This is a genomic window from Micromonospora sp. CNZ296, from assembly GCF_007827635.1.
In genome coordinates this window covers 94,522-113,520 of sequence record NZ_VISW01000003.1, presented here as the reverse complement: position 1 = coordinate 113,520, position 18,999 = coordinate 94,522, and the positions used below count along the sequence as shown (strand labels likewise).

Genomic DNA, 18,999 nt, shown 5'->3' with positions numbered 1-18,999 from the left:
AGCGTGAGGGCATGCGCTCCGATCCCGACCTCGACCTCGCCTTCGCCGCCCTCGGCGACCCCGTCCGCCGCGCCCTGGTGACCCGCCTCGCCCGTGGTGAGGCCACAGTCGGCGAGCTGGGTGAGCCGTTCGACCTGACGCCGCAGGCCATCTCCCACCACGTCGGCGTCCTGCGCCGGTGCGGCCTGGTCGAGCAGCGACGCGAGGGCACACGGCGACCGTGCCGGCTGCGCGTCGACCGGCTCACCCGGCTGAGCACGTGGATCGACGAGCAGCGCCGCGCCTGGGACGACCGCCTCGACGCGCTGGAGACGCACCTCTCCGCTCCGGAGGCGACCCGGTGAGGGCGGCTACCGAACGAGACGGCGACGAACTGATCGCCCGCCGCCATCTGCCCGCCCTGCCCGACCGGGTGTGGGAGGCCTTCACCTCACCGACCGGGATCGCCGCGTTCTGGGGCGGCTCGCACGCCACCGTGCCGCAGGCGTCGGTGACTGTCGACCTGCGACCCGGCGGGGAGTTCGCGCTCGACACCCGTGCCCCGGACGGCCGGACCGGGCGGCTGCGGTTCGTCTACGTACGCGTCGAACCGCCGAGCGAGCTGGTGTTCGACGAGCCGGTCACCGGCCTGCGCACCACAGTCACGCTGCGGCCCGCCGGACACGGCACCGACCTCACCGTGCACCAGCGCAAGCTTCCGCCCGAGCTGCGCACCGACCAGGCGGCCGACGGGCTCGCCTCGATCCTCGACGCCCTCGCCGCCCACCTCCGACACCACGACGATGGAGACAGCAGTGACCCGAGCAACCCAGCGTGACCTGGTCGCCGAATACTTCGACGGCTTCCGGGCGAGCGACCACGAGCGCATCCTCGCCACGCTCACCGACGACGTCGAGTGGGTCATCCACGGCCACCGCACCACCCGGGGCCGGACGGAGTTCGACGGCGAGATCGAGAATCCGGCCTTCACCGGCAGCCCGCAGCTCGACGTCGAGCGCGTGCACGAGGACGGGCCGGTCGTCGTGGTGACCGGCGAGGGCCGGGGCGTCAGCGTCGAGCACGGGCCGTTCCGCTTCGCCTTCAACGACCTGTTCACGTTCCGGGACGGGCTCATCGCCCGCGTCGACTCCTACGTCGTACCGCTGGGGTCTGCCGGGTCGTGAGCGTGGCGGCCGCCGGGCCGGGTGAAGGCCCGGCGGTACGCCGACGGCGAGGTCCGCATCGCTGCGGTGAAGTGGTGCCGGAACGTCACCGCCGTCTCGAACCCGACCGTCGTGGCGACCTCCTCGATCGGCGCGGTGGTGGTCTCCAGCAGCGGGAGGCTGGCCTGGACGCGCCGCTCGATCAGCCACCGGATCGGGGTGGTGCCGGTGGCCCGCGCGAAGTGCCGCAGGTAGGTACGGGCCGACATGTGCGCCCGCCGCGCCAGCCGGTCGACGGTGATCGGGGCGCTGAGGTTCGCCAGCGCCCAGGACATGCTGGCGGCGAGCCGGTCGTCCTCGGGGTCGCCGGGCACCGGCGCCTCGATGAACTGCGCCTGACCGCCTTCGCGGTGCGGCGGTACGACCAGCCGGCGGGCGACCGCGTTGGCGATCGTCGGACCGTGGTCGCGGCGTACCAAATGGATGCAGAGGTCGAGACCGGCAGCGCTTCCGGCGCTGGTGAGGATGTCCCCGTCGTCGACGTAGAGCACGTCCGGGTCGACGCGTACCGCCGGGTGGCGCCGGGCGAGCAGGTCGGCGTACCGCCAGTGGGTGGTGGCGCGGCGGCCGTCGAGCAGTCCCGCGCCGGCCAGGGCGAACGCGCCCGAGCAGATCGACACGATCCGGGCGCCGCGCCGGTGGGCCGCGCGGAGCGCGTCGGTGAGCGCTGGTGACGGGTCGGCGTGCACGTCGGCGACGCCGGGCACGATCAGCGTGCCGGCGGCGGCGAACGCGTCGAGGCCGTGGCCGGTGTGCAGCGTCGCGCCGCCGACCAGCCGCACCGCGCCGGGTGTCTCCACGCAGACGGTCAGCTCGTACCAGCCGACGTCGAACTCCGGGCGGGGCAGGCCGAAGACCTCCGTGACGATTCCGGTCTCGAACGCCGACATGCCCTCGTACGCCAGCACCGACACGGTGGCACGGTTCATGGCGGGATCTTAGCGAACAGCGTCGCTCGCGCCACTGGAGCGACCGGACGGCGGCCACCACGATGGGTGCCATGTCGAACGTTCTGCGCATCCCCGCTGCCCGTCCCGCCGACGCCCTCGCCCACTTCGCGGCCCGGCTCACCTTCGAGGCCGACGTCAGCGACGTGCACGCCGACCTGGAGGCGGGCGTGACCGGCCTGGTCGTGATCGACTCGCGCTCCCTTCCGGCGTGGCGGCAGGGGCACATCCCCGGCGCCGTGCACCTGCCCACCGCGGAGATCGCCGGCCGGGCGGGCGAGCTGGTACCGGCGGACGCCACTGTGGTCACGTACTGCTGGGGGCCGGGCTGCAACGGCGCCACCCGCGCGGCGCGGGAGTTCGCCCGGCTCGGCCGGCCGGTCAAGGAGATGATCGGCGGGTACGAGTACTGGGTGCGGGAGGGCTTCCCGGTACGCACCGAGGCCGGGCTGGTCCGGCGGCCCGCCGACGACCTCACCGCCCCGGCCGGCGCGACGTGCGGCTGCTGAGGCGTGTCGGTTCCGTACAAGACGGCAGGTGGTGGCCGTTCCTAGCATGGCCGCATGCGTGATCTTGTCTACACCGGATTCATGTCGCTCGACGGCGTGGTGGACTCCCCCGGCGGCGGTCCGGGCGAGGAGCACCGCAGCGGCGGCTGGGTCGTCAAGGACGTCGAGTTCCTGCCGGAGGCGTTCTCGCTCAAGGGTGAGGAGTTGGAACAGACCACGGCGCTGATGTTCGGACGGCGCAGCTACGAGGCGTTCGCGCCGACCTGGCGCGACTCCGAGGACCACGCCGCCTACCGGGATCTGCCGAAGTACGTGGTGTCGTCAAGCCTGCCCGAGGACGCGCTGATCGACGGCTGGGGACCGCTGACCGTCCTGCGGAGCACCGCCGACGTCGCCGCGCTCAGGCAGGGCGACGGCGGCGACATCTTCATCCACGGCAGCGCCGAACTCGCCCGCCGTCTCGCCGAGGCGGACCTGATCGACAGGTACCACCTGCTCGTCTTCCCGGTGCTGCTCGGCGCCGGCAAGGGCCTGTTCAGCCAGGCGGACCGGGACCGGCAGACATTGCGCCTGCGCGACTCCGCCGCCTATCCCAACGGCGTCGTCAAGCTGATCTACGACGTGACCCGCTGAGCCGGGTCCAGCGCTATCGCACCACCGGCGCCCGCGCGCAGCTCACCGGCCGTCCGTCCGACGTACCGGCGCAGCGCGCGGGCCAGGTGCGGTTCGTCCACGTACCCGAAGGTGGTGACCGCGTCGGCGGGCGGGCCGCCGGCGGCCAGCAGCACGGCGGCGCGGCGCGCGCGGTCGATCTGCCGCACCGCGCCCCGGGTCAGCCCGGTCGCCGCCCGGAACCGGCGTTCGAGCGTACGCGGTGACGCCGGTGGACGGCCGCCGCGCAGCGTCTCGGTGACCAGCGGGTCGCGGACCACCGCACCGGCACGGACCAGCCGGTCCACCAGGGCCTCGGCGTCGTCCGGGCCGGGTGTGGGCCACCGGCCGCCGTCGAGCCGGAACGTCCGGCGGCTCACGTCGGGCAGCTCGGCGCCGCTGTCCACCAGCTCGGGCGTGGGTACGAGCCGCAGCGAGGTGCCCACCGCGAACTCGATGCCGACGAATGTGGCGCCCTCGGGCACCGGCGCGGTGCCGGTCGCGGTCTCGGGGCCGGAGACGGCCGCGTGGGAGCGCCCGTCGCGCTGCCAGAACACGAGCCCCCAGCACGGGGTCGCCACCGAGGTCATCTCGTCGACCCGATCGCTGGTGCAGGTCCACACGGTGTCGATCCAGGCCGAGTCGGACGCCCGCGTGGTGAACCGCAGCTCCACGGCAGGAGCATACGGCGGCCACGGGGCACGAGTGGTCGGGCGCCCGGGGAACGGCCGGTCCGGCTCTCCGGCTCAGTCGTGCAAACCCATCGCCCGGCGGATCGGCTCGGCCGTCGTCGGATCTGCCAACCTCATGACGCTGATGAATCCGTTCCAGGTGGTAGCGCCGACGATCACACGCTCGTCCAGCGCCATCATGACGAAGCCAGGTCGCCCCGAAGGGCCTCCCAGCACACCCCGGTCCACGCCTTTGCCGATGACATCCCATTCGTCGCGCAGCCGCACCCGGGCCCAGTGCGGCCTCGCTGACGGCTCTCCGTCGACCGGCCCGACCGAGACGAGAAAGCACCCCTCTTCGTCGAACAACCGGCCCGTGTACGCGAAGTCCCACCACGCCGCGTTGGCGCCCTCGATCAGGCAGGAGTCGTCGAACATGAACTCGACATCCTCCCTGCCGTCCTCCTCCGAGCACGCGGAGAGCATCCAGGCCGCCGAGGCCGGGAGCCCGGCGGAGTCCCAGTGGAAGTCGACCACCTCCACCCCGGCGGTTCCCAGGGAAGCAATGATCATCTCCCGGTCCGGCATTCTTCTCACCCGGCCCTGTGTCCCGCACTACCGTGCGGCGGACTCCTGCCCGTTCCGCTCGTCGTCCCGGGCGGGGTAGCCGAGGATCTCCGCGAGGTCACCGGCCGCCTTCGTGTACGCGGCGTAGATGTCGTCGTCGAAGTGGTTGCGCCAGTCGCCGGACGCACCCTTGCGGTAGTGGGAGATCCGCCCGGGGGTCTCCTTGGACTTCTTCATCTTGGTGAAGCTGTAGCGCGCCAGCAGGGCCTCCAGCTCGGCCGGGGGCAGCGTGATGCCGCAGTGCCGCAGGAGCTGGTCGACCTCTTCGGCCTGCCGCTCGCCGGTGAGGTCCTCGTAGCGGAACAGCCGGAACGTCTCGGCGCTCGGTGCGACCGCCCAGGACCGCATCTGCCCGAACTGCTTCTTGTCGCGCAGGCGGTCGATGACGTAGAGCATGCCCTCCTTCTTCGGCAGTTCCTGGAGGGCCTTGCGTGCCTGCGGGATGTCGCCCATCGGGGCGTGCGAGTTGCGCAGCGAGAAGTAGCTGGAGACGACAACGTCGCGCGGGTCGCGGATCACGAAGAACGCGCGGTAGCTGCCGGCCTTGGGCACTGCCTCGAACCGCTTGTGGGAGAGGAAGATCGCTAGGCCGATACGGCCGGCCGGCACCGGCGCGGTCGCCCCGCCGGAGTAGAAGCGCGGGTCGTAGGGCAGCATCCCGCAGTGGCGGTAGACGGCCGGGTCGCTGAACAGCGCCTTGATCCACTGGCTGCCGGTCTTGCGGACGGTGCAGTGGAAGATGTTGTCGAACTCGCTACGGGCCACCACCGGAACGGTGAGTCGCATGCGGGCGTTGCGCGCTTCCATCTGCGCCCGCCGGGCCTTGACGCGCAGAGAATTCGGCGAATTGTGCTTGGCGAATTCGACGGCCCGATTAATCATTTCCCAACCTCATCCGGACCCCGCGGAGCAGGGGCAGCACGAACACCTTTCCGCACGTCACGCAGGTGAAGTCCGCAGACCTCGCCTGCTCCGCCCCGCGCCCCGACGCGCCGCTAGGAATATCCCCGACGGTCCGATTGATGTCAATCCCGGGCGGCTGGGAGAACGCTGAAAATCTACAATTTCCATAGGAATTGCGGAATAGGCGCGACGGGCACCCGCCGCCACCCGCGCACCGGCACAATGAGCGCCGTGCTCACCGCCACCCGCGACCTGCTGACCGTCCTCGACCCGCTGTCCCACCGCGACCGGACGCGGCGTCTCGTGGCATGGGCACGCACCGCACCCGACCGGGCACAGGTCTGCGCCGACCTGCGCCGGCACGGCCCCTACGAGCGGCGTCTCGCGCTGCTCGCCGCGCTGGCCAGCCGGGACACCGCGGCCGTCCTGGCCGCGACGTACGACCCGGAACCCTCGATCGCCGCCACCGCGCTGACCGCCGCCGTGCGGGCCGGCGTGACGCCCGCCGACCTGACCGACCGGCCGGCGAACGCGCGGCGGCGCGTCTACCGGACGCTGCGCCGCCGGCCGTCGCCCGCCGTCGCCGACGCGCTGATCATCGGGGTACGCGAGCGGTTCGGCGACCACGAGGCCGCCGCGCTGCTGCCGGCCTGCGGCCCCGAGACGGTACGGGCCTGGCTGCCCGACCTGGAACACGCGCTGAACCCGGAACGGCTGATGCGGACGCACAGCGACATCGTTCTGGCGCGCACCGGTGAGCGGCTCGCCGCGGCCCCGCCCGAGTCGCGCGGGCGGATCTGGGCGGAGGCCGCCGGCGCGGTGCTGCGCGGTGAGCCCGCGCGGGCCCTGGACCTGCTCGACGCGTACGCGCCCGAGGAGTCGCTGCCCGGCCCGATCGTCGCGTACGGGCGGCTCGCCGCACACGACGCGCGCCGGGTCGTACGCCTGCTCACGTCGCCCGGCCGCGCGGCCTGGCTGGCCCGGACCGTGCTGCCCCGGGCGCTGCTGCTCCGCCTCACCACGCTGCCCACTGGTGAACTGGTCCCGCTGGCCGCCCGGCTGCGGGAGCACGACCGGGCGCTCGCCGCGTTGCTGCGCGCCGTGCCGCCGAACCGCCGCGCCGAGCTGTACGACGGAGCGCTGGCCGACACCGACACCACGGCGCTGCTACCCGGCGCCGCGGTGATGGAGGTGCTGCCGGCTGCGGTACGGGCACGCGAGGCGGCCCGCGTGCTGACCCTCCCGTCCGTCCGGGAGCGGGAGGAGCAGGTGCGGTTCTGGAGCGCGTACCTGCCGTGGCCGGAGGCGTCCGCGTCGGCGAGCGCGGCGCTGCGCTCCGGCGACGCGGACGAACGGGCGGACGGGTGGCGGCTGCTGGTGGCGGCCGCGCGCCGCTCCCGTGATCCGCGGACGGTGGCCCAGGTGGTGGTCCGGCTGGGCCGGCTGCGCAACGAGCAGGACCCGGTACGCGCCGCCGCGCTCACCGCGCTGGCCACTGTGGCGCCGCTGCTCACCAATACGAGCGCGGGCGGGCTGACCGGGCTCACCACCGACGCGGTCGACGCGCGGGACACCTCGGCGACCACCACCACGGCGTTGAGCCGGCTCGCCGTCGACGTCCTCACGCTTCACGTGGACGTGCCGGAGCTGACCGAGTGGGCACTGCGCACGATCGACGCGGTGAGCAGCGACGCGAACGTGCCGGTGCTGCGCCGGCTCGACATGGTGCTGCGCCACGGCCAGGAGAGGGTGGTGTTCGACCGGCTGCGCGGCCGGATCGAGGCCGGCATGGCGCGCGGCCGGTACGGACTGCTGTTCGCGCTCACCCACGCGCTCGGCCGGCGCGCCTGGCGTCTGCCGGAGCTTCAAGACCTGCTGCGCCGGACGATCGGGCCGGACACCCTGCCCGCTGTGGCCCGTACGGCCGTCGGGCTGTGGCTCGCCGATCCGCGTACCCGCTCGCGGCGCGTCGCCGAGGTGCTCGACGTCGACGCGTCGGCGGTGGCGATCCACGAGGTGTGGGCGATCGTCTGCACGTCCCGCACCGACCTGCTCGACCGCGTGCTGGACCGGCCGCCGCGCGGCCGGTTCGTGGAGAACGGGAAGCGGTGGGTGCCCGGCCCGGCGCCGCGGGCACAGCGGTGGCTTCCGCGCCACCAGGAACGCTTCGTGGCGCTTCAGGCGCGCGTCGTCGCCGACTCCGGTCACCGGGTGTGGCAGCGGGCGGCGGCGATCCGGGCCGCCGCCGGGGCCGGCCCGGCCGGACGCGAGATGGTGCTGCGCCACGCCGACGCGTCCGAGGTGCCGGTCGCCGAGGCGGCGCTGGGCGCGCTGGCCTGGACCGACCGGCCGGACGAGGCGTTCCCGCTGCTGCTCCGGTACGCCGACGGCGACCGGGCCCGCGTCGCGCTGTACGCCGCCGGACGGGCCGCCCGCCACGTCCCGCCGGCCCGCCTGGCCGAGTTGCTGGGCGGGGTGCTCACCGGCGCAGCGAAGGTCACCAGCCGCAAGGAGGCCGCGCGGCTCCTGGCCCGCTACGCGCAGGTGGACGTGATGGTGGTGCTCGGGGAGGCGTACGCCGATCCGGGCACGCACCGCGACGTGCGCGCGGCGATCGTCTCCGCCGCCCGGCAGCGGCTGGGGACCGAGGCGGGCTGGACGGTGCTGCGCGCGGCGGTGCACGCCGGCCGGGAGGAGCGGCGGGCGGTGCTCGGCGCGTACCCGTCGGGGATCTCGGAGCGCCACCGCCGCGCCTACGCCGCGCTGGTGGTGCAGGCGTGCCGGGCGGACGACCGGGAGGTCCGGCGCGCGGCGTTCGACGCGCTCGGCGAGTGGTCGCCGTGGCTGACCGACGTCACCGACCTGGTCGTGGACCGGCTCACCGACCCGGACGAGACGACGCCGGCCATCGGGGTGGCGAACCTGCTGCGGGCCGGTGGCGACACGGCGTTCCGGGCCGCGCTGGCCCGGCTGGTGGAACGGGACGCGGCCGACGACGACCCGGGCGGCCCGGCCGCCGACCGGCCCGCCCGGCGGCGCGTCGAACTGCTCACGGAGGGCGCGGCCCTCTGGTCCGACAGCCGCCCCGCCGGCGCCGACCGGGCCGGGCTGGTCGAGGCGGCGCGGTGGCTCGCCGGCCAGGACGGCTTCCTGGGTACGGCCACCGGGCTGCTCGTCGAACTCGGCCGGCTCGACGAGCTGGACGAGGTCGCCGCACTCTGCGCCGGCCGGCCCGTGGTAGCGGTCCGCACCGCGCAACGCGTCGGCGATCGCCTGCTCACCATGCGGCGGCGGCCCGATCCGGCGGCCCTCGCCGAGACGGTGGATCACCTCGCCGGGCGCGGAGACCTGGCCGCTGGCCTGTTCGCGGTGGCGCTGGTCGCGCACGGGTCGGAGTTCGGCTGGAAGACGCCGTGGCGGGACCTGCTCGTCGGGTTGCGCCGTCATCCGGACGCCGACGTACGGGAGGCCGCGTACACGCTCGACATGAGCTGACCACGCCGGGCGTCGCCCTATGCTCGGGGCGTGACGCTTCAGCGGATGGATCACGTCAGCGTCGTGGTGGACGACCTGCCGGCCGCGATCGCCTTCTTCACCGAACTCGGGATGGAGGTGGAGGGCGAGATGCCGGTCGAGGGGCAGTGGGTGGACCGGGTCAACGGCATCGACGGCGTGCGGGTCGACATCGCGATGATGCGGACGCCGGACGGCCACGGCAAGCTCGAACTGACGCGGTTCCGGGCGCCGGCACTCGTCGCCGCCGAACCGCCGGACGCGCCGCCGAACACGCTGGGCCTGCGGTCGGTCATGTTCGCCGTGGACGACGTCGACGACACGGTGGCCCGGCTGCGGGCCCACGGCGGTGAGCTGATCGGTGAGGTGGCGGAGTACGGGGACGTCTACCGGCTCTGCTACCTGCGCGGCCCGGCGGGCGTCATCGTGGCGCTGGCCGAGCAGCTCGGCTGACGCCTACCCGGCGTCGACGGCGGCCAGCACCGTCATCGCCTCGCGTTCACGGACGGCCAGGTCGGCGAGGACCACAGACGCGCGGGTCAGGTGGGTGGCGTCCCCGGTCCGCCCGGCGGTGGCGATGTGGTCGGCGACGGCGGTCCACAGCGGCGCGATGTCGGCGTACATCAGCTGTGCCCGGCGCAGGTGGGCGTCACCGGTGACGGTGGCGGCCTCGGCGAGGAAGTCCCGGTACATGGTGCGGAACAGCGCGCCGCCGGTGCCGCCGCGTTCCATCAGCGTCGCGGCGAGCGGAAGGTCGCGTGCCGGATCGGCGGCGCGGTCCAGCCAGCGGGTCACCCGGGCGGCGGCGGTGGCGATCCCCCGGTGGCCGAGGTTGGCGATCGGCGGGTCGAGGAACGCCCCGGCGTTGGCGCGTACCGCCGCGCGGACGGCGGCGTCCAGGTCCGGCGGGCCGCCGGGCGCGGTGAGCGTGTACGACAGGTGGCGCGCGGTCATCGGCCCGCGCGCGGCGCGGGCCCGGGCCAGGCTGTCCAGCGTGGTGGTCACCGCGCCGCCCTGCTGGGCGGTGTCGACCAGGTGGGCGTGTGAGTCGTCGTAGCCGTACACGGCGACTGTGTGCCCGCCGAAGTGGACCCGGGTGGTGAAGTAGTCCAGGTGGTACGAGTCCAGTTGCAGGCCGACCGGGTGCCCGGCGTCCAGCGCCTCGGTGACGTTCCGCCACGCCCTGGCCGCCGACGTCGTCTCCCGGACGCGCAGGTCCAACCCGAGGCGGCCGGCGGCGGCGCGGGTCACGCACAGCGGCTTGGTGCGCCCGCCGAGGAACGGCACGTCCATGCCCTTGGCGTCCCAGTAGACGAAGCCGAGCCCCTCGCCGAGACCGAACAGCATCGGCTCGGACAGGTCCAGGCCCGCGTGCCGGGTCAGCACGCCGAGCGTGGTGGTCTCGCAGTGCACCCCGCCGGTCGGCGTCACGTCGTCGAGAATCACGTCGCCTCCTGTTCCGCCGTCACGGCGCTCGGATCGTGCGTCGCGGCGACGGCGCCCGGATCGTGCGCTCCAGCGGCGGTGCCCGGGGCGTCCCCGGAGGGCGGGGCCAGCAGCGGGCGCAGCGGTCCGTCGCCGGGGATGCCGGGCATCCGGCGGGCCACCCCGGCGAGCAGGTCGGCGGCCTGGACGCGCGGGTCGTCGCGCGAATCGGTCATCACCAGCCCGGCCAGCGGTGACGGACCGGCCGGGTCGACCGCGGCCAGTGCCGCCTGGAGGCGGCGCAGCCGGTCCTGGGTGAGCGCGCTCTGCTCGTCGTGGATCACCAGCACCCGCCGCCGGCCGCCGCTCCAGTGCAGGACGGTCTCGGCCAGCGCCGGCAGCAGCGGCTCCAGCGGTGGCGGGATCGTCCGGTCGCCCGCGTACAACCTGGCCTGCATCTCAGCCACCCGGGCCGGATCGAGCGCGTCGAGGACCGCGCCGGCCGCCTCGTCGCCGACGTGACGCCGTAACGCGTCCCGCGCGGCGAAGAACCGTTGCACGCTCCGGTCGTCCGCCCGATCCCGCCGCTTGGTGCGCAGCATCTCGACGACGGCGGCGAGGAAGACCGCCCAGCCGGGTCCGGCCGCCCGCCCGGCCCGGTGCAGCGCCGCCGCGGCCTGACGCCCGGTCACCGGCGAGGCGGGTGCCCGCCGCGTACGACGGCTCGGCCAGCAGCAGGTCGACGACCCGGTTGGCGAGGAAGAACTCCTTGTCGACCAGGTGCACGTGCGCCCGGCCGCGCAGCGCGGACAGGAACCACTCCACCGCCTCGGCGGCCTCGCGGCGGCGCAGGAACTGCCGGGACTTGACCTCGTCGGGCGAGAACCGGAACCCGGACCGCAGCGTACGGATCAACGCAGCGGCCTCGTCACGGCTCAGGTCGACGCTGGCGTGGACGATCACCGGGGTGGCCGGATCGAGCAGGTTGGTCCCGGAGAAACCGGACTCGTCGCAGGCGATCTCCAGCACCGCGCCGGTCAGCGCCTCGCCGGGTGGCAGCCCACCCTGGAGCGGCAGCCTCGCACCCGTCGACCCGGCCATGCCGACCATGCTCGCCCACCCGGCCCGCGGCGGACCAGCGGTTAACCCGGATCGGGCCGGCGGCGGGCCGTGACCCGTCATTCCACCGGCCGGTAGATCGCCGCCAGGCGCGGCAGGCGGGCGCGCATCTGCTCGTCGTCGTCGAAGTCGAAGTCCTCACCGGCCGGGTCGGCCGGCGCCGGGCCGGGGGGAGCAGCGTGGTCGGCGGCGTCGAGCGCCTCCCAGAACGCGTCGGTGCCGGCGCCGGTCGCCTCGGCGTAGGCGTCGCCCGCCGCGCTCAGCACCGCCTCGCACTCGACCGCGTCGTCTTCCGGGTCGACGCCGGCCTCGGCGAGTGAGTCGGAATCGGCGACGGCCCGCTCCCAGACCGCCCGCCCCTGCGCGACCAGCCAGCCGCGGAAGTAGTCGAATCCGTCGTCCGAGCAGCCGCCGCGCATCAGGTAGGCGGCCGCCCACAGGTCCCAGCGCCACGCCTTTAGATTCACGTCGTCGTACGCCTGCTGGAAGCCCACGATCGCTGCCGGGCTCAGCACCGACAGCTCCGCGACGAGGTGCCGGGCCACCGCGTCGGCCCCCTCGGCGGTGACCGTCTCGCGGCCCGCGGCACGGCGCGCCCGCTCCACGATGTCCCAGAACGTCTCCCGATCCACGGCGGGACCGTACGCCGGCCCACCGACAAGCTGTCAGCGGCCGTGTCAGCGCCGTGTCAGGGCGGTGGCGGTACGGCCGCCCATGGTGGTCGCATGACGAGTTCAGCGATAACGGTCTCCGGGCTGCGCAAGGCGTACAAGGACAAGGTGGTGCTCGACGGCATCGATCTGGACGTCCCCGCCGGGACGATCTTCTCCCTGCTCGGCCCGAACGGAGCCGGCAAGACGACAGCGATCAACATCCTGACCACCCTGATCCGCGCCGACGCCGGGTCGGTGCGGGTGGCCGGGCACGACGTCGTCACCGAGGCCAAGGCGGTCCGCGCGGCGATCGGCGTGACCGGGCAGTTCGCGGCGGTGGACGAACTGCTGACCGGGCGGGAGAACCTGCAACTGATGGTCGACCTCGGCCCGCGCAACCGCGTGCCCGGCAAGCGGGTCGTCGCGGAGTTGCTGGAACGGTTCGACCTGGTCGAGGCCGCCGACAAGCCGGTGTCGACGTACTCCGGGGGCATGCGCCGCAAGCTGGACCTGGCGATGACGCTGGTCGGCGAGCCGCGGATCATCTTCCTGGACGAGCCGACGACCGGGCTGGACCCGCGCAGCCGCCGCACCATGTGGTCGATCATCAGGGATCTGGTGGCCGGCGGCGTGACGGTCTTCCTCACCACCCAGTACCTCGACGAGGCCGACCGTCTCGCCGACCGGATCGCGGTGCTCGACCAGGGCCGGCTGGTCGCCCAGGGCACGCCGGAGGAGCTGAAGCGCCGGATCCCCGGCACGCACGTGCGGTTGCGGTTCGGCACCGTCGCCGAACTCGACGCGGCGGCGCTGGTGCTGCCCGAGGCGGTACGCGACGAGGAGGCGCTGGCGCTGCGGGTGCCCGCCGACGGCGGAACCGCGGCGCTGCGCGCCCTGCTCGACCGGCTCGACGCGCACGCGATCAACGCCGACGACCTGTCCGTGCAGACCCCCGACCTCGACGACGTGTTCCTGGCCCTGACGGGCCGTACCCCGGAGGTGGCCGCCAGATGAGCAGAAACCACTCGGTCGTCATGCTGCGCCGCAACCTGACGCACCTGCGCCGCAACCCGACCTCGGTGTTCAACGCGGTGCTGATGCCGATCATCGTCATGCTGATGTTCGTGTACATGCTCGGCGACGCGTTCTCCGTCGGCGTCGACTACGTCGACTACGCGACGCCGGGCCTGATGCTGCTGGCGGTCTGCTACGGCCTCGGCGGCACCGCGACGTCGGTGAACTCCGACATGACCAAGGGCATCATCAACCGTTTCAAGGTCATGCACGTCTCCCGGGGCGCGGTGCTGACCGGCCACGTCGTCGCCACCGTGCTGACGAACGTCCTCGCGGTCGCGGCCCTGGTCGGGGTGGCGTTCCTGCTCGGCTTCCGCCCGGCCGCCGATCCCCTGCACTGGCTCGGCGTGGCCGGCGTGGTGGTGCTGCTCAGCGTCGCCGTCAGCTGGTTCACAGTCGCGCTGGGCCTGTTCGCGAAGTCGCCGGAGTCGGCGGGCATGGCCTCCGTGCCGCTGGTCCTGCTGCCGTTCTTCAGCAGCGCGATCGTGCCCGCGGACAAGATGGGGCCGGGACTGCGGCAGTTCGCCGAGTACCAGCCGTTCACGCCGATCATCGAGACCCTGCGCGGCCTGCTCGACGGCGCGCCGTCGGCCGGCGACGTGATCCCCGCGGTCGTCTGGTGCGCCGGCATCGCGGTGGTCGGCTACCTGTGGGCGCGGTCCACGTTCACGAAGCGAGCGTGATCTCGACCAGCCGCTCCCAGCCGGTCTCCCGGCCCTGTGCGACCGCCTCGGCGAACTCCGCGTCGCCGAGGCGGTCGCGCGCCGCCGCCTCGATCCGCGGCACGTCGGGGTGGGCGCGGTCGGGCAGCCCGCGTACCGCGGTGGCGGCGCCGAGCAGCCGCGCCGCGTGGTCCGGCCGGTCCAGCCGCACCGCCAGGTCCGCGACACCGACGAGCACCTGCGCGGTCAGCGGCGCGTAGCCACCCTCGCGCGCCGCCCGGCACGCCGCCGCCCGATGGGTACGAGCCTGCTCGACGTCCTCGGCCAGGTAACCCAGCAGATCCTGGGTGCCCGCCCGGACACTCGCCAGGTCCGCCTCGTCGCCGAGCAGCGCCGACACCGACCGCAGCTGCGCGTACGCCTCGTCCGCGTCACCGTCGTGGCGGGCCAGGTACGCCCGGACCAGCGCCAGTTCGGCCAGCGCGCCCGGCCAGGCGACCCCCGCGGCGAGCCGGTGCGCCTCGGCCAGCGCGGCGGCGCTCGCCGACTCGTCGCCGCCCAGCCGGTACAGCCAGGCCAGCCGCGCCCGCATCCGGATCACGTCCTCGACGGCGCCGACCTCGGTGACCGCCGCGACTGCCTGCTCGTAGTAGTCGCAGGCGGCGGCGACGTCACCGCGTACGGCGATCAGCTCGGCCAGCTCGCTGAGCGCGAACGAGATCCCGAAGCGTTCACCGACCGCCCGGAACTCGGCGAGCGCCTGCCGCAGGCACGCCTCCGCCTCCGCCGCCTCGACGCCGAGGATGACCCGCAGCTTGCCCAGGTGCAGCCGTGCCAGCGCGCGTACCCACGGGTCCTCGTGGTCGAGCAGCGACTCCCAGGCGGGCAGCAGCGCGTCCGGCTCCCGCAGCATGCGCTCCATCGGCACGACCAGGGCCAGCTCCGGGTGACCACCGTGACCTTCGCCGCTCAACCGGTACGCCTTGTGGATCCACTCGGCCGCGTGCTGCGCGTCGCCCGGCCCGGAGCTGAGGAACAGCACCACGAGTCCGTACACCACGGCTCGGATGTCGTCGGGCACGTCGCCGGGCGCCTCGGTGGCCGCGATGATCAGTTCCATGCCCTCGGTCCGGTGGCCGCCGAGCCACCAGTACCAGCCGGCGCCGGCCGCGAGCCGCATCGCCTCGCGCCCCTCACCCGCGGCGAGCGCCCCCCGCACGGCTGCGGTGATGTTGTCGTGCTCGGCTTCCAGCCGGGCGAGCCAGGTGAGCTGGTCGGCGCGGCGCAGCCGCGGCTCGGCGGTCTCGGCCAGCTCGGTGAAGTACGCCAGGTGCGCGCGACGGGCGAGGTCCGCCTCCCCCGCCTCGGCGAGCCGCTGTGCGGCGTACTCCTTGATCGTGCCGAGCATGCGGTAGCGCGGTGCGACGTCACCGGCGGCGACCAGCAGCGACTTGTCGGTCAGCGCGGTGAGCAGGTCGAGCACGTCGCCCGGCTCGACGGCGCCGCCGGCGCAGACCCGCTCGGCCGCGTCCAGGCTCGCCCCGCCGGAGAACACCGACAGCCGGCGCAGCACCGCGCGTTCGGCGTCGCTGAGCAGCTCCCAGCTCCAGTCGACCATCGCGCGCAGCGTCCGGTGCCGGGGCAGGGCGGTCCGGCTGCCGCCGGTGAGCAGCCGGAACCGGTCGTCGAGCCGGGTGGCGAGCTGGTCGACGGACATGGTGCGCAGCCGCGCCGCGGCCAGCTCGATCGCCAGCGGCATGCCGTCGAGCGCGCGGCAGATCCGCGCCATCGTCGTCGCGGTACGGGCGTCGAAGGCGAGGTCCCGGCGTACCGCCGCGGCCCGGTCCCGCAGCAGGCGCACGGCGGGCGACGACCCGACCTCGGCGATCGGGGCGTCGCCGTCCGGCAGGCCCAGCGGCGCGACCGGCCACAGCGCCTCCCCGGTGATGCCGAGCGGTTCCCGGCTCGTGGCCAGGATCCGCAGCCGCCGGCACTCGCCGAGCAGCCGGTGCGCCAGCGCCGCCGCCTGGTCGACGACGTGTTCGCAGTTGTCCAGGATCAGCAGCATCTCCCGGTCCCGGATCGCCGCGACGAGCCGGTCGGCCGGTTCCGCGCTGCCCGCGTCGCCGAGCAGCGCGTCGCGCAGGCCGAGCCCGGAGATCGTCGCCTGCACCACGTCCCCGCCGGCGCTGACGGCGGCGAACTCCACCAGCCACACGCCGTCCGGCAGGTCGCCCGTCATCCGGCGCCCGGTCTCCGTGGCCAGCCTGGTCTTCCCGGAGCCGCCCGGGCCGGTGAGCGTGGTGAGCCGGTGCTCGGCCACCAGCGTGCCGACCGCGGTGAGGTCGGCGTCCCGGCCGACGAAGCTGGTCAGCTCGGCGCGCAGGTTGGTGCGGCGGGTGTCCTCCCGGCGGACCGTCTCGCCGCGCAGCAGGGCGACGTGCAGCGCCGACAGTTCCGGCGACGGGTCGGCGCCCAGCGCGTCGGCGAGCGCGTCGGCGGTGCGCTGGTAGACCAGCAGCGCCTCGGTGTCGCGGCCGGCCGCGACGAGCGCGCGCATCAGCGCCGTGGCGAGCCGCTCGCGCACGGGATGGGCGGCCACCAGGTCGGTCAGCTCCGGGATCAGGTCGGCCTCCCGGCCGAGCCCGATCTCGGCGTCGTACCGGTCCTCCGTCGCGGTCAGGCGCAGCCGTTCCAGCCGGGTGGCCGCCGCGTCGAGCGCCGGACTGTCGGGCAGGCCGATGTCGCGCAGCGCGTCGCCGCGCCACAGGCCCAGCGCCTCGCGCAGCAGCCGTACCCGCTGCGGCCCGTCGCCGTCGCGGGCCCGGCGGACGAGACGCTCGAACCGTACGGCGTCGACGGCGTCGGGCTCGACGGCGAGCCGGTAGCCGTCGGGCAGCCCGTCGACGGTGCCCGCCGGCAGCGCCTTGCGCAGCCGGGAGACCAGCCGTTGCAGCGCGTTCGCGGCGTCGGCGGGCGGCTGCTCGCCCCAGATCCAGTCGACGAGCGTCGCCTTCGGGACCACGCGACCGGGCTGGAGCGCGAGGGCGGCCAGCAGCCCGCGCAGCCGCGCGCCCGGCACGTCGGCCGGTACGCCACCGTCCGTGGTGACCTGGAACGGCCCGAGCAACCCGATCTGCACCCGCCGATCCTGCCACGCCCGGCGACCGGGTCCGGTCCGCCGCCCCCGCCGGTCAGGTGGCCAGGCGCAGGTGGCGGCGCTGCCGCAGCCGCACCGCGGCGGCCGCCACGACCAGCAGCGTGAGTGCGACAGCGAAGGCCAGCCCGTGGGTCAGGCCGCGGTTGAGGTAGCCGCCGTCGGTGTGGTCGACGGCGTACGTGGCGAGCTCGCGGCTGAACCAGAACGGCAACGCGCGGGTGGCGCTGCCCGCCGGGTCCATCACCATCTGGAGACCGACCACTGTGAGCAGCACCAGCGTGCCCTCCAGCTCGCGCGGCAGCACGGCGCTCAGCAGCAGGCCGAACGGCACCGACACGAACACGGTCAGCGCCATGATCAGGGCGATCGCGCCGTACCGGACGTCGCGCTGGTCGGCCAGGACGAGCAGGAAGTACGGAGTGGAGAGGAGCATGCCGACGGTCCACAGCGCGAGCAGCCGGCCGAGCACCAGGTGCCGGCTGCCGTAGCCGGAGAGCCGCAGGCGGGGTTCGATGCCGCGCGCCGCGCTGCCCGCGAACAGCGCGGCGGTGCTGAGCGCCCAGCCCAGGCCGAGGCAGACGAAGCGGATCGACTGTCCGAGGTGGTCGCCGCGGCGGCTCAGATAGAACGCCAGCGGCATCAGCAGCAGGATGACCAGCACGGTACGGCGGCGCAGCAGCTCGCGCAGGGCGGCCTCGGCCACCACCAGGGTCCGGCTCACGCGTCACGCTCCCCGGCCAGGTCGAGCACGACGTCGACGCGGTCGAGCTGGTTGAGCAGGTGGGTGACGACCACGACGGCCTTGCCGGCGTCGCGCCAGCGCCACACCTCGTGCCAGAAGTCGAGGTAGGTGCCCCTGTCGAACCCCTGGTAGGGCTCGTCGAGGAGCAGCACGTCCGGCTCGCCGAGCCGGGCCAGCACCAGGTTGAGCTTCTGCCGTGTGCCGCCGGAGAGGTGCCGGGCCTGGATGCGTCGCGGCGGTGTCCACTCCAGCCCGGCCGCCTCCGCGCGACCGGCCCGACGGGCCGCCGTCCGGCCCAGCCCCCGGCCGGCGCCGATCAGCACGAAGTGCTCGTCCGGGCTGAGGAACTCGGCGGTGCCGCCGTCCTGCGGGCAGTAGCCGAGCGTGCCGTGCACCTCGACGGTGCCCGCCTCCGGGCTCAGCAGGCCGGCGCAGATCCGCAGGAAGGTGCTCTTGCCGGCGCCGTTGGCACCGACCACCGCCGCGATCTGGCCCGCCCGGACGGTGAGGTCGACCCGGTCCAGGACGGTCCGCCCCCGGTAGCGCTTGGTGATGCCGCGCGCGGCGAGCCGCACCGGTCCGGGCTGGCGGCGCGGCGGTCGCACGTCGGGGCCACCGAGGCTGTCGACCACCGCCCGGGCGTACGTCTCCGGCGCGCCGAAGACCCGCAGCGGCGACTCCCCGCTGTCGAGCAGGTGGGTGGCCGCCTCGGCGACGACGTGACCGGTCAGGTCGGGCCCCACCCCGTGCCGGCGCAGCTCGCCGGTCAGGGCGGCGAGCCAGGGTTCGTGGTTCACCGCTTCGGCTCCTCGCGCAGTATCGTGCCCACGCTCGACGCGAAGGCGCTCCAGTCGATCGCGGCGGCCCGCAACGCCGCGCTGCCGGCCGGGCTGATCCGGTAGTACTTCCTCGCGGGCCCGGTCCCGCCCTCCCGCCAGTGCGCGGTGAGCAGGCCGGAGCGCTGCAACCGCAGCAGCACCGGATAGAGGGTGCCGCCCTGCACGGCGCCCAGCCCGTGGGCCCGCAGCGCCTGGGACAGCTCGTAGCCGTAGGACTCGCCCCGGCTCAGCAGCGCGAGCACGCAGAGGTCGAGCACCCCGCGCAGCCACTGCGCCCGCCGTTCCTGGTTCATCCCGCTCCG

At 74.4% G+C, this 18,999-nt stretch carries 21 protein-coding genes; 9 read left to right on the top strand and 12 right to left on the bottom strand.

Going from position 1 to position 18,999, the window contains the following annotated elements; genetic code table 11:
• Positions 1–11: 11 nt before the first annotated feature.
• Genes FB455_RS06025 through FB455_RS06015 form a run of 3 tightly spaced genes read left to right on the top strand, consistent with a single transcriptional unit; the run spans position 12 to position 1,163 of the window.
• The gene (locus FB455_RS06025; protein WP_013285182.1) at positions 12–344 is read left to right on the top strand and encodes an ArsR/SmtB family transcription factor; all 333 of its coding nucleotides are present in this window, start codon (positions 12–14) and stop codon (positions 342–344) included.
• Positions 341–817 (top strand): SRPBCC family protein, encoded by a 477-nt coding sequence (locus FB455_RS06020; RefSeq protein WP_030270807.1) that lies wholly within the window; start codon positions 341–343, stop codon positions 815–817. Before FB455_RS06025 ends, FB455_RS06020 begins: the two co-directional genes overlap by 4 nt.
• Complete coding sequence (locus FB455_RS06015) at positions 795–1,163, top strand: nuclear transport factor 2 family protein (protein ID WP_013285180.1); 369 nt, start codon at positions 795–797, stop codon at positions 1,161–1,163. The genes FB455_RS06020 and FB455_RS06015 overlap by 23 nt, the downstream gene beginning before the upstream one ends.
• On the opposite strand, the gene ftrA is transcribed toward FB455_RS06015, so the two are convergent.
• A complete protein-coding gene (gene ftrA / locus FB455_RS06010; protein ID WP_030270809.1) occupies positions 1,130–2,131 on the bottom strand; it encodes a transcriptional regulator FtrA in 1,002 nt (333 codons plus the stop codon). The genes FB455_RS06015 and ftrA overlap by 34 nt on opposite strands.
• Positions 2,132–2,193: 62 nt before the next feature.
• Between ftrA and FB455_RS06005 the strand changes: the two genes are divergently transcribed.
• Both FB455_RS06005 and FB455_RS06000 read left to right on the top strand, forming a co-directional pair.
• The gene (locus FB455_RS06005) at positions 2,194–2,658 is read left to right on the top strand and encodes a rhodanese-like domain-containing protein (RefSeq protein WP_013285178.1); all 465 of its coding nucleotides are present in this window, start codon (positions 2,194–2,196) and stop codon (positions 2,656–2,658) included.
• Between the two features lie 54 nt (positions 2,659–2,712).
• A complete protein-coding gene (locus FB455_RS06000; protein WP_030270811.1) occupies positions 2,713–3,291 on the top strand; it encodes a dihydrofolate reductase family protein in 579 nt (192 codons plus the stop codon).
• On the opposite strand, the gene FB455_RS05995 is transcribed toward FB455_RS06000, so the two are convergent.
• The 3 genes from FB455_RS05995 to FB455_RS05985 form a co-directional block, all read right to left on the bottom strand.
• Positions 3,273–3,983 carry a helix-turn-helix domain-containing protein gene (locus FB455_RS05995; protein ID WP_013285176.1) on the bottom strand — a complete coding sequence of 237 codons (711 nt, stop codon included), beginning with the start codon at positions 3,981–3,983 and terminating at the stop codon, positions 3,273–3,275. The genes FB455_RS06000 and FB455_RS05995 overlap by 19 nt on opposite strands.
• Positions 3,984–4,055: 72 nt before the next feature.
• The gene (locus tag FB455_RS05990; protein ID WP_232236656.1) at positions 4,056–4,568 is read right to left on the bottom strand and encodes a hypothetical protein; all 513 of its coding nucleotides are present in this window, start codon (positions 4,566–4,568) and stop codon (positions 4,056–4,058) included.
• A gap of 27 nt (positions 4,569–4,595) precedes the next feature.
• Positions 4,596–5,489: a sulfotransferase domain-containing protein gene (locus FB455_RS05985; protein ID WP_013285174.1), complete on the bottom strand. Its 894-nt coding sequence runs from the start codon at positions 5,487–5,489 to the stop codon at positions 4,596–4,598.
• A gap of 243 nt (positions 5,490–5,732) precedes the next feature.
• Between FB455_RS05985 and FB455_RS05980 the strand changes: the two genes are divergently transcribed.
• Positions 5,733–9,005, top strand: coding sequence for a hypothetical protein (locus FB455_RS05980; RefSeq protein WP_145752597.1), 3,273 nt, complete (start codon positions 5,733–5,735; stop codon positions 9,003–9,005).
• 45 nt (positions 9,006–9,050) lie between these two features.
• Positions 9,051–9,476 (top strand): VOC family protein, encoded by a 426-nt coding sequence (locus FB455_RS05975; RefSeq protein WP_047891832.1) that lies wholly within the window; start codon positions 9,051–9,053, stop codon positions 9,474–9,476.
• Between the two features lie 3 nt (positions 9,477–9,479).
• Here FB455_RS05975 and FB455_RS05970 read toward each other — a convergent pair whose 3' ends face one another.
• The 4 genes from FB455_RS05970 to FB455_RS05960 all read right to left on the bottom strand — a co-directional run bounded on the left by FB455_RS05970 (position 9,480) and on the right by FB455_RS05960 (position 12,199).
• Positions 9,480–10,469 (bottom strand): BtrH N-terminal domain-containing protein, encoded by a 990-nt coding sequence (locus FB455_RS05970; protein ID WP_145752595.1) that lies wholly within the window; start codon positions 10,467–10,469, stop codon positions 9,480–9,482.
• On the bottom strand, positions 10,466–10,906 hold the full coding sequence (locus tag FB455_RS34690; protein WP_486481509.1) for a hypothetical protein: 441 nt from the start codon (positions 10,904–10,906) through the stop codon (positions 10,466–10,468). Before FB455_RS34690 ends, FB455_RS05970 begins: the two co-directional genes overlap by 4 nt.
• 1 nt (position 10,907) lies before the next feature.
• A complete protein-coding gene (locus tag FB455_RS34685) occupies positions 10,908–11,549 on the bottom strand; it encodes a hypothetical protein (protein WP_486481508.1) in 642 nt (213 codons plus the stop codon).
• Positions 11,550–11,626: 77 nt separating this feature from the next.
• Positions 11,627–12,199, bottom strand: a complete 573-nt coding sequence (locus FB455_RS05960; protein ID WP_030270822.1) for a DUF4240 domain-containing protein — start codon at positions 12,197–12,199, stop codon at positions 11,627–11,629.
• A gap of 93 nt (positions 12,200–12,292) precedes the next feature.
• Between FB455_RS05960 and FB455_RS05955 the strand changes: the two genes are divergently transcribed.
• Together FB455_RS05955 and FB455_RS05950 are read left to right on the top strand one after the other, a co-directional pair.
• Positions 12,293–13,234 carry a daunorubicin resistance protein DrrA family ABC transporter ATP-binding protein gene (locus FB455_RS05955; RefSeq protein ID WP_013285168.1) on the top strand — a complete coding sequence of 314 codons (942 nt, stop codon included), beginning with the start codon at positions 12,293–12,295 and terminating at the stop codon, positions 13,232–13,234.
• On the top strand, positions 13,231–13,977 hold the full coding sequence (locus FB455_RS05950) for an ABC transporter permease (protein WP_013285167.1): 747 nt from the start codon (positions 13,231–13,233) through the stop codon (positions 13,975–13,977). The genes FB455_RS05955 and FB455_RS05950 overlap by 4 nt, the downstream gene beginning before the upstream one ends.
• On the opposite strand, the gene FB455_RS05945 is transcribed toward FB455_RS05950, so the two are convergent.
• From FB455_RS05945 to FB455_RS05930, 4 genes are read right to left on the bottom strand one after another with little or no spacing between them, the layout of a single operon-like run.
• Positions 13,961–17,098, bottom strand: coding sequence for a BTAD domain-containing putative transcriptional regulator (locus FB455_RS05945; RefSeq protein WP_145752593.1), 3,138 nt, complete (start codon positions 17,096–17,098; stop codon positions 13,961–13,963). The two genes, FB455_RS05950 and FB455_RS05945, sit on opposite strands and share 17 nt — an antisense overlap.
• A gap of 52 nt (positions 17,099–17,150) precedes the next feature.
• Entirely contained in the window at positions 17,151–17,837 is a 687-nt protein-coding gene (locus FB455_RS05940) for an ABC transporter permease (RefSeq protein WP_013285165.1), read from the bottom strand.
• Positions 17,834–18,655, bottom strand: coding sequence for an ATP-binding cassette domain-containing protein (locus FB455_RS05935; protein ID WP_013285164.1), 822 nt, complete (start codon positions 18,653–18,655; stop codon positions 17,834–17,836). The genes FB455_RS05940 and FB455_RS05935 overlap by 4 nt, the downstream gene beginning before the upstream one ends.
• Positions 18,652–18,990, bottom strand: a complete 339-nt coding sequence (locus FB455_RS05930) for a PadR family transcriptional regulator (protein ID WP_013285163.1) — start codon at positions 18,988–18,990, stop codon at positions 18,652–18,654. Before FB455_RS05930 ends, FB455_RS05935 begins: the two co-directional genes overlap by 4 nt.
• Positions 18,991–18,999 lie beyond the last annotated feature (9 nt).